The sequence below is a fragment of the Stenotrophomonas sp. 107298_Sma genome (assembly GCF_056480345.1).
In genome coordinates this window covers 1,971,450-1,984,792 of sequence record NZ_CM151094.1, presented here as the reverse complement: position 1 = coordinate 1,984,792, position 13,343 = coordinate 1,971,450, and the positions used below count along the sequence as shown (strand labels likewise).

Annotated in this window: 15 protein-coding genes; 10 read left to right on the top strand and 5 right to left on the bottom strand. The window is 67.1% G+C overall.

Annotated elements, in window-relative coordinates:
• The first annotated feature begins 135 nt into the window (after nt 1–135).
• The 7 genes from amaB (at nt 136) to ACZK2G_RS09330 (ending at nt 6,801) form a co-directional block, all read left to right on the top strand.
• Nucleotides 136–1,668, top strand: a complete 1,533-nt coding sequence (gene amaB, locus ACZK2G_RS09360) for an L-piperidine-6-carboxylate dehydrogenase (protein WP_295380965.1) — start codon at nt 136–138, stop codon at nt 1,666–1,668.
• On the top strand, nt 1,668–2,507 hold the full coding sequence (locus ACZK2G_RS09355) for an SDR family NAD(P)-dependent oxidoreductase (RefSeq protein WP_295556756.1): 840 nt from the start codon (nt 1,668–1,670) through the stop codon (nt 2,505–2,507). Before amaB ends, ACZK2G_RS09355 begins: the two co-directional genes overlap by 1 nt.
• Nucleotides 2,508–2,686: 179 nt before the next feature.
• Nucleotides 2,687–2,971: a DUF4190 domain-containing protein gene (locus tag ACZK2G_RS09350; RefSeq protein ID WP_136638719.1), complete on the top strand. Its 285-nt coding sequence runs from the start codon at nt 2,687–2,689 to the stop codon at nt 2,969–2,971.
• 5 nt (nt 2,972–2,976) lie between these two features.
• The gene (locus ACZK2G_RS09345) at nt 2,977–3,747 is read left to right on the top strand and encodes a class I SAM-dependent methyltransferase (protein WP_478475329.1); all 771 of its coding nucleotides are present in this window, start codon (nt 2,977–2,979) and stop codon (nt 3,745–3,747) included.
• An 8-nt stretch (nt 3,748–3,755) separates the two neighbouring features.
• On the top strand, nt 3,756–4,811 hold the full coding sequence (locus ACZK2G_RS09340) for a quinone-dependent dihydroorotate dehydrogenase (RefSeq protein WP_253078257.1): 1,056 nt from the start codon (nt 3,756–3,758) through the stop codon (nt 4,809–4,811).
• A gap of 8 nt (nt 4,812–4,819) precedes the next feature.
• Entirely contained in the window at nt 4,820–5,881 is a 1,062-nt protein-coding gene (murB, locus tag ACZK2G_RS09335; RefSeq protein WP_295380973.1) for a UDP-N-acetylmuramate dehydrogenase, read from the top strand.
• A gap of 32 nt (nt 5,882–5,913) precedes the next feature.
• On the top strand, nt 5,914–6,801 hold the full coding sequence (locus ACZK2G_RS09330) for a DMT family transporter (RefSeq protein WP_295381060.1): 888 nt from the start codon (nt 5,914–5,916) through the stop codon (nt 6,799–6,801).
• Between the two features lie 130 nt (nt 6,802–6,931).
• On the opposite strand, the gene ACZK2G_RS09325 is transcribed toward ACZK2G_RS09330, so the two are convergent.
• The 5 genes from ACZK2G_RS09325 to ACZK2G_RS09305 form a co-directional block, all read right to left on the bottom strand.
• Nucleotides 6,932–7,939, bottom strand: a complete 1,008-nt coding sequence (locus ACZK2G_RS09325) for a phosphotransferase (protein ID WP_295380975.1) — start codon at nt 7,937–7,939, stop codon at nt 6,932–6,934.
• 98 nt (nt 7,940–8,037) lie between these two features.
• On the bottom strand, nt 8,038–9,072 hold the full coding sequence (locus ACZK2G_RS09320; RefSeq protein WP_478475327.1) for a DUF418 domain-containing protein: 1,035 nt from the start codon (nt 9,070–9,072) through the stop codon (nt 8,038–8,040).
• Nucleotides 9,069–9,659 (bottom strand): TetR/AcrR family transcriptional regulator, encoded by a 591-nt coding sequence (locus ACZK2G_RS09315; protein WP_136638713.1) that lies wholly within the window; start codon nt 9,657–9,659, stop codon nt 9,069–9,071. The genes ACZK2G_RS09320 and ACZK2G_RS09315 overlap by 4 nt, the downstream gene beginning before the upstream one ends.
• 97 nt (nt 9,660–9,756) lie before the next feature.
• On the bottom strand, nt 9,757–10,530 hold the full coding sequence (locus ACZK2G_RS09310; RefSeq protein WP_478475574.1) for an APH(3')-II family aminoglycoside O-phosphotransferase: 774 nt from the start codon (nt 10,528–10,530) through the stop codon (nt 9,757–9,759).
• Nucleotides 10,531–10,601: 71 nt separating this feature from the next.
• The gene (locus tag ACZK2G_RS09305) at nt 10,602–11,105 is read right to left on the bottom strand and encodes a DUF2938 domain-containing protein (RefSeq protein WP_046982851.1); all 504 of its coding nucleotides are present in this window, start codon (nt 11,103–11,105) and stop codon (nt 10,602–10,604) included.
• Nucleotides 11,106–11,160: 55 nt separating this feature from the next.
• Here ACZK2G_RS09305 and ACZK2G_RS09300 point away from each other — a divergent pair, with 55 nt between their 5' ends.
• The 3 genes from ACZK2G_RS09300 to ACZK2G_RS09290 are packed head-to-tail and all read left to right on the top strand — an operon-like array spanning nt 11,161 to nt 13,314.
• Nucleotides 11,161–11,826, top strand: a complete 666-nt coding sequence (locus ACZK2G_RS09300) for an ArsR/SmtB family transcription factor (protein ID WP_046982852.1) — start codon at nt 11,161–11,163, stop codon at nt 11,824–11,826.
• Between the two features lie 14 nt (nt 11,827–11,840).
• A complete protein-coding gene (locus ACZK2G_RS09295) occupies nt 11,841–12,569 on the top strand; it encodes a GNAT family N-acetyltransferase (protein WP_478475325.1) in 729 nt (242 codons plus the stop codon).
• A gap of 28 nt (nt 12,570–12,597) precedes the next feature.
• Entirely contained in the window at nt 12,598–13,314 is a 717-nt protein-coding gene (locus ACZK2G_RS09290; protein WP_136638711.1) for an SDR family NAD(P)-dependent oxidoreductase, read from the top strand.
• Nucleotides 13,315–13,343 lie beyond the last annotated feature (29 nt).

Here is a 13,343-nt window from a genome sequence, read left to right as displayed (position 1 = left end):
CCTATCGGTGCGGTTCCACCCCGCACCGCACCAAAGCCCAGCAACCTCCCTCTGCTACCATCGGCGGTTCTGTTCATCGCGTCCCCCACCTGCCCGCGATGGCGCCAAACAACGTAACGAAACACAGGAGTCTGCATGTCTTCCGAGCTGCTCAAGTCCCTTGGCCTGGACGCGATCAACGCTGGCACGTACCTGGGCAACGGGGAGTGGTCGAGCGCGACCAGTGGTGAGCTGATCACCCCGGTCAACCCGACCACCGGCGAGCCGATCGCGCAGGTCCGCGCGACCACCGAGGCTGAGTACGAGACCGTCGTCACCCGCGCTCAGGAAGCCTTCAAGATCTGGCGTACCACGCCGGCCCCGCGCCGCGGTGAAGCCGTGCGCCTGTGCGGCGAAGCACTGCGCAAGCACAAGGACGCCCTGGGTTCGCTGGTCGCCCTGGAAATGGGCAAGAGCAAGCCGGAAGGCGATGGCGAAGTGCAGGAGATGATCGACATCGCCGATTTCGCCGTGGGCCAGAGCCGCATGCTGTACGGCTACACCATGCATTCCGAGCGCCCCGGCCACCGCATGTACGAGCAGTACCACCCGCTGGGCCTGGTCGGCATCATCTCGGCCTTCAACTTCCCGGTCGCGGTGTGGAGCTGGAATTCGTTCCTGGCCGCCATCTGCGGCGACGTGTGCATCTGGAAGCCGTCCAACAAGACGCCGCTGACCGCCATCGCCTCGCTGAAGATCTGCAACGACGCCCTGCGCGAAGCCGGCTTCCCGGACATCTTCTTCCTGATCAACGATGCCGGCACTGCGCTGTCGGAAAAGATGGTCGATGACCGTCGCGTGCCGCTGATCAGCTTCACCGGCTCGACCCAGGTCGGCCGCACGGTCAACGAGAAGGTCGCGCGCCGCCTCGGCCGCTGCCTGCTGGAGCTGGGTGGCAACAACGCAATCATCCTGGACGAAACCGCCGACCTGAAGCTGGCCGTGCCGGGCATCGTGTTCGGTGCGGTCGGTACCGCCGGCCAGCGCTGCACCACCACTCGCCGCCTGATCGTGCACCGCTCGATCTACGCCGACGTGCTGGCCACGCTGGTCAAGGCCTACAAGCAGGTTGAAGGCAAGATCGGTGACCCGACCGATGCCGCCAACCTGATGGGCCCGCTGAACAGCGATGGCGCCGTGCAGCAGTTCCTCGATGCCATCGCCCAGGCCAAGTCCGCCGGCGGCACCATCGAAACCGGTGGTACCCGCATCGACCGCGCAGGCAACTTCGTGCTGCCGGCGATTGTCTCCGGCCTGAAGAACAGCGACGCCGTGGTCCAGCACGAGACCTTCGCGCCGATCCTGTATGTGATGCCATACGACAGCATCGACGAAGCCATCGATATGCAGAACGGCGTGCCGCAGGGCCTGTCGTCCTCGATCTTCACCCAGAACCTGAAGACCGCCGAGAAGTTCCTGTCGGCGGCCGGCAGCGACTGCGGCATCGCCAACATCAACATCGGCACGTCCGGTGCGGAGATCGGCGGCGCCTTCGGTGGCGAGAAGGACACCGGCGGTGGCCGCGAGTCCGGCTCGGATGCGTGGAAGGTCTACATGCGTCGCCAGACCAACACCATCAACTATTCGGATTCGCTGCCGCTGGCGCAGGGCATCAAGTTCGATCTGTGATGGCAAACGACGCAGACACGTCTGTGGGTCAGAGCCCCTCCGGGGATCTGACCCCAGCGAAGGGTCGGACCCCCGCAGGGGCCCCGACCCTCGATTTCACCGGCCGCCGCGTGTTGATTGCCGGCGGCAGCAAGGGCATTGGCCGTGAAATGGCGCTGGCGTTTGCCGGCGCCGGTGCGCAGGTCTCGGTCTGCGCGCGCGGCCAGGCCGGTCTGGATGCCCTGCGTGCCGATGCACGGGTGCAGGGCTTCGAACTGCACACATTCTCCGCCGATCTGGCCGATCCCGGCCAGATCCAGGCCTGGCTGCAGGCCACCGCCGATGCACTCGGTGGCATCGACGTGCTGGTCAACAACGCCACTGGCTACGGCATGGCCGACGATGAGGACGGCTGGGCCGCCAGCCTGCAGATCGACCTCATGGCGGCGGTTCGGGCCTCGCGTCTGGCCCTGCCCTGGCTGCGTGCGTCCAGTGACGCCTGCATTCTCAATCTCTCTTCGATCGCCGCGCAGCAGCCGCGCCCCGGTGGCGCCCCCTACGCCGCCGCCAAGGCCGCGCTTTCGCACTACACCACTTCGCAGGCACTGGCGCTGGCCAAGGATCGGATCCGGGTCAATGCCATCGCACCGGGCTCGATCGAGTTCGATGACGGCCTCTGGGACCGCCGCCGCACCGAAGATCCCGCCCTGTACCACGGTACGCTGGCGAAGATTCCGTTCGGTCGCTTCGGCCACCCGCGCGAGATCGCCGATGCCGCCCTGTTCCTGTGCTCACCGCTGGCGCGCTGGGTCACCGGCAGCGTGCTCAACGTGGACGGCGGCCAGGTGTTGATGGGCTGACACCGGCACTCCGGTAGCTGCCAACCTTGGTTGGCATGCCTTTCGTCGACCAAGGTCGACGCCTACCCTGGCTGAAATGCCGTTCGTCGACCAAGGTCGACGCCTGCCATCGCATCCGCCGGGCATGGGATTGCCAGGGCAGAGGCACTATCATGTGCGTACTGCCAAGGAGGACCCCGATGAGCGTGGCACCCCGACAGACAAGCGCCCTGGCCGTGGTCAGCCTGGTCATGGGCATCGCCAGCTGGACCGTCCTGCCCTTCGTGGCCAGCGTCGTGGCCATCATCACCGGCCACATGGCCCGCGCCGAAATCCGCCGCCGCCCGCATGAACTGGAAGGCGATGGCTTGGCCGTCACCGGGCTGGTGCTGGGCTGGGTGATGGTCGGCGCCGTGATCGCCGCCATCCTGGTCTTCATCCTGTTCTTCGGCGGCCTGGCCTGGCTCGCTGCGATGTCGAACTGACTGCCATGACCGCCTCCGACAGCACTGAACGCTTCAGCAGCCGCGTCGCAGATTACGTCCGCTACCGACCCGATTACCCGCCGGCCCTGCTGGACTGGCTGCACGGTCCGATGGGCGTCAGCCACGAGGCTCTGGTCGCCGATATCGGCGCCGGCACCGGCATCTCCAGCCGTCAGTTTCTGGCCAGCGGTCATCCCGTTGTTGCGGTTGAGCCCAACGCCGCCATGCGTGGCGCGGCCGAGGAATGGCTGGCGCCGCAGTATCCGGACTTTTCCGCAGTCGACGGCCGCGCAGAAGCCACCGGACTGGCCGACGCCAGCATTGATCTGGTCAGCGTCGCGCAGGCCTTCCATTGGTTCGATACCGTGGCGGTGCGCGCCGAATGGCAGCGAATCCTGCGCCCCGGTGGCCTGGCACTGATCTACTGGAACTCGCGCCTGCTCGATGCCAGCCCGTTCCTGGTCGGCTACGAACAGCTGCTGCTGGACTACGGCACCGACTACTCCGCTGTGGTCGAGCGCTACCAGGATGACGCCACCATGCTGGCCTGGTTCGGCGCAGGCCTGCGCGGCATGGTGGAGTTGCCCAACGTGCAGCACCTGGACTTCGACGCTCTGCGCGGGCGCCTGCTGTCCTCCTCCTATGCCCCCCAATCCGGTCATCCGCACCACGCGCCGATGATCGACGCTTTGCAGGACCTGTTCGCCGCCCATGCGGTCGACGGCCAGGTTGCTTTTGAATATCGAACCCGAGCCTTCCTCGGCACGCTGGACTGAACCGACGCATGTATTCGCTTGCCCGCCCCTTCCTGTTCTCGCTCGACGCCGAGCGCGCCCACGGCCTCGGCCTGTCCGCATTGGACCTGGCCTATCGCACCGGCACCACGCCGCTGCTGGCCGCACGCATCGCGCCGATGCCCAGCACGGTGTTCGGGCTGACCTTCCCCAATCCGGTCGGCCTGGCCGCCGGCCTGGACAAGAACGGCGAGCACATCGACGCACTGTTCGCATTGGGCTTCGGCTTCGTCGAGATCGGCACCATCACCCCGCGCCCGCAGGCCGGCAACCCGCAGCCGCGGCTGTTCCGCCTGCCGGCGCACAACGCGATCATCAACCGCATGGGCTTCAACAATGCGGGCGTGGATGCGCTGGTGCGCAACGTCGAGCGCGTGCGCAACCGTCGGGGCATGCTCGGCATCAACATCGGCAAGAACAAGGACACCCCCAACGAACAGGCCGCAGATGACTACATCGCCTGCCTGGACAAGGTGTACCCGCTGGCCGACTACATCACCGTCAACATTTCCTCGCCAAACACCGCCGGCCTGCGCGAACTGCAGGAAGAAACCTCGCTGCGCCAGCTGGTCAGCCAGCTGCGTGAGCGCCAGGAAAGCCTGGCCGCCCGGCATGGCCGCCGCGTGCCGATGCTGGTGAAGGTTGCACCGGACCTCAGCGAGCGCGACATCGACGCCGCCGCACGCGTGCTGGGCGAACTGCAGGTGGACGGCGTGATCGCCACCAACACCACCGTCGACCACAGCAAGGTGGCCGGCGACCCGCTGGCCAACGAAGCCGGTGGCCTGTCCGGTGCGCCGGTGCTGGAGCAGTCCACGCTGGTGCTGCGCCGCCTGCGCGCGCGCCTGCCCGAATCGGTGCCGCTGATCGGCGTCGGCGGCATCCTGTCCGGTGCCGATGCGGTGGCCAAGATGGCTGCTGGTGCGGCGCTGGTGCAGTGTTACAGCGGCTTGATCTTCCGCGGCCCGTCGCTGGTATCGGAGTGCGTGGAGGCGATCCGTCGCCGCCGCGAAGCGCCGAGCCGCGGCGCGGTGGCCCCGCTGTGAGCGCGCCCATGGATACCGTCGACGGCAATGCCCCGCTGCGCTGGACGCTCACCCGCAACGCGCCGCTGCAGGCACTGAACACCTTCCATGTGCAGGCCAGCGCAGCCCAACTGCTGGAACTGCACGATGCCGCACTGCTGCCGGAAGTGCTGGCGCTGCCCGACGTGGCCAGCGGCCCGCTGCTGGTGCTGGGTGCCGGCAGCAACGTGCTGATCGCCGAAGACCTGCCCGGCACCGTGCTGGTGTTCGGCAACCGTGACATCAGTTTTCTTGAGCACCGCGCCGACCATGCGGTGATCCGCGCCGGCGCCGGCGTGCCCTGGCATGGCCTGGTGATGTGGTCGCTGCAGGAAGGCCTGTCCGGGCTGGAAAACCTGGCCCTGATTCCCGGTACGGCTGGTGCCGCGCCGATCCAGAACATCGGCGCCTACGGCGCGCAGGTTGGCGAGTTCATCCAGGCGGTCGAAGCCTGGGATTGCGAGGAGCAGGCCTGGGTGCGGCTGGACAATGAACAATGCGCTTTCGCCTACCGCGACAGCGTGTTCAAGCAGCAACCGGATCGCTACCTGATCACCGCCATCGAACTTAAGCTGCCGCTGCTGCACGATCTGCGCATGGACTACGCCGGCATCCGCGAGGAACTGCAGGCGCAGGGCGTGGAATTGCCGAGCGCGGTGGACGTGGCCAATGCGGTGATCGCGATCCGCCGCCGCAAGCTGCCCGACCCGGATGTGCTCGGCAATGCCGGCAGCTTCTTCAAGAACCCGGTGCTGCCGCTGGAACAGGTCGACGTGCTGCTGCAGCACTTCCCCGAGCTGCCGGTGTTCCCGGCAGACCGCGAAGACAAGCGCAAGGTCTCGGCGGCATGGATGATCGAGTCCTGCGGCTGGAAGGGCTTCCGCGAAGGCGATGCCGGCGTTGCGCCGAGCCACGCATTGGTGCTGGTCAACCACGGCAACGCCACCGGTGCTGAGCTGCTGGCGCTGGCGCGTCGCATCTCGGCCTCGGTGCTGGAGAAGTTCGGCGTGCCGATCGAACCGGAGCCCCGCCTGCTCGGCGCACAGTGGTGAACAGCCCCGCCCTCTCCCCCAGCGCCACCCCGATGCGGGCGGCGCTGCTGATGCTCGGCAGCACGATGGCATTCGGCCTGATGGCGGTGGCAATCCGCTATGCCACCCGTTACGTGCCCACCCAGGAAGTGGCGTTCTTCCGCAATGCCTTCGGCCTGCTGGCGCTGCTGCCGATGCTGCTGCGGCCGGGCCACGCGCCGCTGAAGACCCAGCAGCTGCCGCGCTATTTCGTGCGCAGTGCGATCGGCTTGGGTTCGATGCTGTGCGCATTCTGGGCCCTGGGCCATCTGCCGTTGGCGCAGGCGGTCTCGCTGTCGTACTCCACACCGTTGTTCGTCACCATCGCCGCCGTGCTGTGGCTGGGCGAGACCGTGCGTGTGCGCCGCTGGGCCGCGGTGGTGGTCGGCTTCATCGGTGTGCTGGTGATCGTCCGCCCCGGTACGGCGGGCTTCACTGCGGGCAGCCTGGTGGCGGTGGGTGCGGCCGTGCTCAGTTCGCTGGTGGCGATCCAGATCAAGCAGCTGACCCGCGTCGACAGCGCCGACACCGTGGTGCTTTACACGTACGTGTTCTGGGTGCCGCTTTCGCTGGTCCCAGCACTGTTCGTCTGGGTCTGGCCCACCGGCATGGCGTGGCTGTGGTTGCTGGCCACCGGCGTGCTCGGCACCATCGGCCAGCTGCTGTGGACACGTGCGCTGCGCCTGGGCGAAGTCTCGGCGCTGACCCCGATCAGCTTCCTGCAGCTGCCACTGGTGACGCTGTGCGGCTGGCTGCTGTTCAACGAAACCGTGGACCGCTGGACGATCATCGGCGCCGGCATCATCCTCGCCGCCAACGCCTACATCGCCCACCGCGAAGCCGTGCTGTCGCGCCGCGCCGCAAGCGCAGCGGCCTCGGCAGCAGCCAAGCCCGCCGAATGAAAACCGCCTCGATGGACAAGCCCTTGGTAGAGTCGACTGTTAGTCGACTGCATTCCGTTCGGAGCCTGCAAAACCCGCGCTGCGCGCGATAGTCGACTCTACCCGGGCGATCCTGGCAACGGCCCAGAACCTAATCCAACGCGCTATACACCCGCTCCGCAGCATCGAACACATTGCCCGGCGCGAACTGCTCACCCAGGTAGTGCAGCGACTGCCGGCGCAGCTGCGGCGAGCGCTCCTCACCGTCGCTGCCCAGCAGCACCTGCTGGAACTCGATCAGGTCCTGCAGGATGCGCCAGTGCCGGTACCACGCGATCCAGCGCGGATCCCCAAGGTCGCCGCCATAACCCTCCGCGAAATCGAGCGGATTCTCGCGACCCCAGCGACCGCCCACGGCGCCACCGATGAACATCAGGTCGCGCTCGCGCGGCGCCAGTGACAGGCCATCCCAGTCGATCAGATGCAGGCCGCCATCGTTGCCCATCAGCAGATTGCCGGCATGCAGGTCGGTGTGGCACAGATGCAGGTCGACCGGCGCCTCCTTCAATGCAGCGCGCAGCTCCAGCGCATGCGCATGCAGTGCCGCGATGCGCGCATGCTGCTGATCCCAGACCGAAGCGAATGCGCGCCCCAGCCCATCCTTCGCCACCGCCAGCCCTTCACCGGCCAACCATTGCCCCACCGTCTCCAGCGCCGCGGTTTCCAGCCGTACGATCGGCAATGCCTGCTGCAACTCCGGAGGCAGCCGCGCACCGTGCAGGCGTCGCAAGACCTCCCCCAGCCGCCGCCACTGCGTGCGGCTCAGCGCCGCCTCGAAGCCGGACTGGCCTTCGATATAGGGGAACAGGGTGAACTGCAGGCCCCAGCGCTGCACCGACGCGCCACCGGTCAGCGCCGGCCATGGCGCGACGATTTCGTCTATGCCGAGGGTGCCGCGCAGCCAATGCAGGCTGTCCCAGACCGAGGGATCAACCTGGTAGTTCCGGCATTTCAGCCACCATTGCCCGTGCCGCGCATCGATGCGATACACGCTGGCATTGGCGTCGGCACCCACCGGGCGCGGCACCACCGCAGTGGCCGTGATGCCATAGGATTGCTGAAGGACTTCGCCGAGATGCTGCGCCGAAGCGAATGACATGGATGCAAGCGGAAAGTATTACCTGCCGCCACTATCGCAGATGACTTCGCTGCGACACAGACATGTCCGTCACAACATCGTGCGGCGCAACCAAAGAACTAGCCCGCAATACGGCGCATCACCGCCTCCAGCGGACCGCGCGCGAACTTCCATGACCACAGCCACGCCGCAGCGGTCGCGAGCATCAGGAACAGCAGTGCCCACAGCAGTACCGAGGCCAATGACGCGCTGCCGTCCAGGAGGCCCAGGCTTTCCAGCGTGCCCATGCCCAGCAGGATGTGGCCGACATACAGGGTCAAGGTCATGCGTCCCGCCGCCGTGAAGGGCTCCAGCCAGTCACCCGGGTGTACCCGCATGAGCCACAGGCAGGCGGCAATCACACTGCAGGCCGCGCCCGCCCCGGTCAGCACATAGGCAGGACCCGGCGGCATCGGCTGCGTTCCCAACCACGCCTGCCACGGCGTTCCCTGGGCCAGATGCTGCACACCATGGCCGGCGCCGATCAGCAGCAGGCCCAGCACCAGCAGCGCGTGCTGGACCCTCGGCTGCGACAGTTGCAGGCGTGCCAGCAGCATCCCCAGCAAGAAGAAGCACAGCCACGGCAGCAGCGGATGGAAGCCATTGAACAGCAGGTTGCGGACCGCGCCCGGCCATTGCCACAGACCGGCGTATTCCAGCGTCTGCCAGTTCCATCCCTGACTGTAATCCCAGTGCAGCAACGCCCAGAACGAACAGGCCGCCAGACCCACGATGCTGCCCAGCAACACCCGCGGCGAGGCGCGCAGCCACACCACGGCCAACGCGAAATACACCGCGTAGTAGTGCAGGATATCGGCCGGGAACAGGGTCAGGTTGAGCAGGCCCAGCGCCAGCAGGAACGCAGCACGCCGCCAGGTCTGCATGCTGGCCTGCCACCAGGGCTGCCGCTGCGTTGCCAGCACCAGGCCAAGACCGGCCAGGGTGACGAACGTCGCCGAGGCCTTGCCTTCCAGCAGATGGAAGACGCCGGCCAACCAGCTCGTACCCTCTGCAGGCACGGCCATCGCCAGGCGGAAGTTGACCAGCACCATGCCGGCCAGTGCGAGGTAACGCGCCAGGTCCAGCCCGTGCAGTCGCCGGTCAGCAGCGCTCATGCACGCGCCCCCAGCAGCAGCACGAGCAGGCCAAGATCCAGCGATGCATCCTCGGTGCCATCGGCTTCGCCCAGCCCCCGACGCAGCGCATCGCTTTCGATCGCATCCAACAGCACCTGCGCCTGCAGCGCCGGGGCCAGCGCGGGTCGCCGCCGCTCGCGCTGCGCAACACGCAGCAGGGCATCGCCCAGCACCTGCTGCAGCTGCCTGCGGTTGGCCGCAAAGGCCTTGGCCACGGCAGGGTTGCGCGCACTCTCGGCCAGCACCTCGACCGCAAGCGTTGCCCATTCCGGCTGCCGGCACAGTGCATGGAAATCCTGCAGGAAGGCCATCACCTGTGTCCGCTCACCGTCGGCGGCCGCCAGGCGCTGCAGCATCGGAGCCAGCTCTTCGCTCTCGGCCACCGCTACCGCAAGGATGATCGCCTCCTTGCCCGGGAAATGGTTGTAGAGATTGCCCAGGCTGACCCCGGCAGCCTGCGCGATGTCGCGCATGCTGGTCTGGTGGAATCCCTTGGCGAGGAAGCACTGCAGGGCGGCCTGCAGGATTTGCGTGACACGTTGCTCGTTGCGGTCTGTTCGGTTCATGGCATCAATTGTGAACGAACGTTCGTACATTTTTAAAGGGGGCGAAATCCATCGGCAGGGCACCGTTCAGCGCCGCCCTACCCGACCCTGCGCAGCTTCAGAAAAACTCGTCGAGCAGCCGATAGAACGCCAACCGACGCTCATCAGCCACCGCGCCATAGCGCTGGAACAGCGGGGCTACCCAGCGCGTGTCACCGAAGTTGTGGACGATGCTGCGCGCGGCCAGCGCAAGGTCCTGATAGCGGTCGGCCACACCCAGCCGGCCACAGTCGATGAAACCACTGAAGCGGCCCTCGGCCACCATCAGGTTGGGCAGGCAGGCATCACCGTGGCTGACCACCAGATCTTCATGCGCGGGCTGGCTGGCGAGCAGCTCGGCAAGGACCTGCTGCGGGCTCTGCCCCAGGCGCTCATCATCGAAATCATCGGCATCGACCAGACCCGCTTCGACGCGCGCCACTGCGGCCTGCACACGCGACGCCAGCCGCTGGTCGAACGGGCAGGCCGCCACCGGCAAGGCATGCAGCCCGCGCAGCGCGTCGGCCAGCACCTCCACCAGCTGCTGCGGGGCGAGTTCCGGCGAGGACGCCAGATCACGGCCCGGCAACGCGCTCATCAGCAACCAGCGCCGGCCCGCGTCCTCGGCGGTGGCGATCACCGTCGGCGCCGGCTGGCCCTGCGCCTGCAGCCAACGCAGGCGGGCGATCTCATGACCCAGCTCACTGAAGGCATCGATCACTTCCGATTTCAGGAAGGCATCGGCCTGCCCCGGTCGATGCACGCGAGCGACGTCCGCACGCGAAACCCCGATCGACTGCCGCTCGATGCGCGCGCCGGCCAGCGCTTCGCGCCACGCCGATGGCAACGGCATGCCGTCGCTGCTTGCGGGTGTTGCCTGCATGCCGGGGTGCTCCAGTTGCCGGTGACCCCATGGATTCTCGCTCATTCCGTGGCAACTGCAGCCAGCAGCGCAGCTGCAAGATACAGGCCCAGACCGAACACACTGTGTGCGACCAGGCTGCGCAGGCGGGCCTTGCCCGGCGCCGGCGTCTTCGATGCCGCGATGCCCGCGCCCATGCACGGCTGCAGGATGAAGAAGGGCGCGGCCACACTGAGAATGCCGAACAGCAGTGCGGGCAGCACGGTAGGGGCACGCAGCCAATCTGTGCCGACCACCGCCAGCAGCAGCCCAGCGAAGATCACCCCGATCAGGTAATGCGCGGTCCAGCCCAGCGCGCGTTCACCGTCGACCACCGCCGAGCGGCCGATGCCATCGTGACGGAAGCGCCCGCGCGGCAGGTGGCCCAGCCAGCGCCCCACCATCGCGAAATCCAACGAGGGAATGCCAAGCAGGCGCCGTTGCAGCAGCGCCCACAGATCCATCACTGCGGTCGCTCCCACACCGATCAATACCGCATCCACTGCCCATGTCGCCAGCCCGCTCATATCGCATACCTTCAATTATTTGCTTGAATGATAGACCGATGCTAGCGTGAGCCGCATGAACGCCGCAACCGATCCGCCACCGTCGCCGCTGGAAGCACTGGCCGAGATCGCCCGCACCCTCGGCCATGCTCACCGCCTGGCCCTGCTGGAACACATCGCCCAGGGTGAACGCGCGGTGGAACGGCTGGCCGAGCTGACGGGGCTGTCGGTAGCCAATACCTCCCAGCATCTGCAGCAGCTGCGCCGCGCTGGCCTGGTACAGACCCGTCGCGACGGCAAGCGCATCCTCTACCGCAGTGGTGATGGCCCGCTGGGCAACCTGATGGCCGCGCTGCGCGACTACGCCGACCACCAGCGCAGCGAAATGCACGATGTGATTGCCGACAGCGTGCTGCGCCGCGATGCATTGGATGGGCTGACGGTGGAACAGCTGCTGCAGCAACGAGACAGTGTGGTGCTGCTGGATGTGCGGCCACAGGAAGAATTCTCGCTGGGGCACCTGCCCGGCGCGCTGAACATTCCCGTTACGGAATTGCGTGCACGGATGGATGAACTACCGCGTGCCGTCCACATTGTGGCCTATTGCCGCGGGCCCTACTGCGTGCTTTCCAACGATGCGGTGGCGATGCTGCGCGAGGCCGGACTGACCGCGCAGCGGCTCGCCGCCGGTTACCCCGAATGGAAAGCCGCGGGCCTGCAGGTCGATCTGCCCCAGCACTGAGTGAGTTGCGTGTCATGGATGATGTGTTCTCCCCGTTGATCGACAGCTGCTGGCGGCGCCTGTTCGCGGGCGAAGGCGTCCTGCAGGATGGCCCAGCGCTGCACATTGCCTGCAGCGACGAGCTCGATGAGGGCGAGGACGGCATGCTGCTGCAGCCGGTTTCCGGCCCTGCGCGCGCACTGCTGCGCCCTGCGCTGGCTGAACGCCTGCAATTGCAGGTACGCGCACAGTGGACCCTGGAACATCTGCAACAGCGCCTGATCGACATCGGCCAGCGCACGCATGGCGCAGACCGCATTTTCTATTTCCCTGCCGCATCCCTGGCGGCATTGGCCGAACACCCTGCTCCACCCCACATCCGCCGTCTCGGCCCGGCCGACGCAGCCGCGTTCGACGTGTTCCAGGCCAGCGCCAGTGAGGAGGATCTCGATGCGGCCTGGGTCGAACTCGATCACTGGCAGGTATTCGGCGCCTTCGACGGCGAGCGGCTGGCCGCTGCCGGCAGCCTGTATCCGTGGAGCCTGGATCCAACGCTCGCCGACATGGGCGTGCTGACCCTGCCCGAGGCCCGCGGCCGTGGGCACGCGCGCCAGCTGGTACACGCCATGGCCGTGTCCGCGCAGGCGGCCGGGCTGCAGCCTCAGTACCGTTGCCAGCTCGACAACACCGCCTCGATCATTACCGCCGAGCGCAGCGGCCTGCGTGCGTTCGCCGATTGGGACACCCTTCTGGCGGCCGACTGAGGCCGCCGCAGTACAACAAGGAAGCAACATGAAATTGATGGTCATCGGCGCCAGCAGGGGCCTCGGTCGGGCGTTCGTGGAAGGCCTGTGCAGTGCCGGCGACACCGTCATCGGCGTTTCGCGCAGCCGTCCGCGCGACCTTGAATGCCCCGAAGGCGTCACCCTGCAGTGGATTGAAGCCGATCTGTCCCAGCCGACCGTGGCTGCCGACCACATCGCGGCGCAGGCACCGGCCGATATCGATGTGCTGATACACAACCTGGGCATCTGGGAGGACAAAGCCTTCAGCGACGCGTACGACTTCCTCGATGAAAGCGATGCCGCGCTCACGCAGCTGGTCGACGTCAACATCAGTGCGACCCTGGTGCTGCTGCAGCGGCTGTTGCCACGCGTGCTGACCTCGCCGCGCCCGCAGCTGGTGCTGACCGGCTCGACCTCGGCACTGCCGCGCAGCGGCCGCCCGGAAGTGGCGTTCGGTGCGTCCAAGTTCGCACTCAATGGCATCGCCGATGCGCTGCGCGAAGGCTTCCGCGATCGCTGCCTGGCGGTGACCAGCCTGCAACTGGGCTACCTAAACACCGACGATGCACTGTCGGTGCCGGTTGCAGAGGCCGCAGCCCGCGGCGACGGCGCACTGGTGCCGGTGCATGACGTCGTCGCGATGGTGCGCGCGTTGCTGCAGTTGTCACCGTCCGGCTTCGTGCGCGAACTGGTGCTGCCGGCCATCGCCGACCCGCGCTACTGACCGTAGAGACCTTGGTCGGGACCCATGGT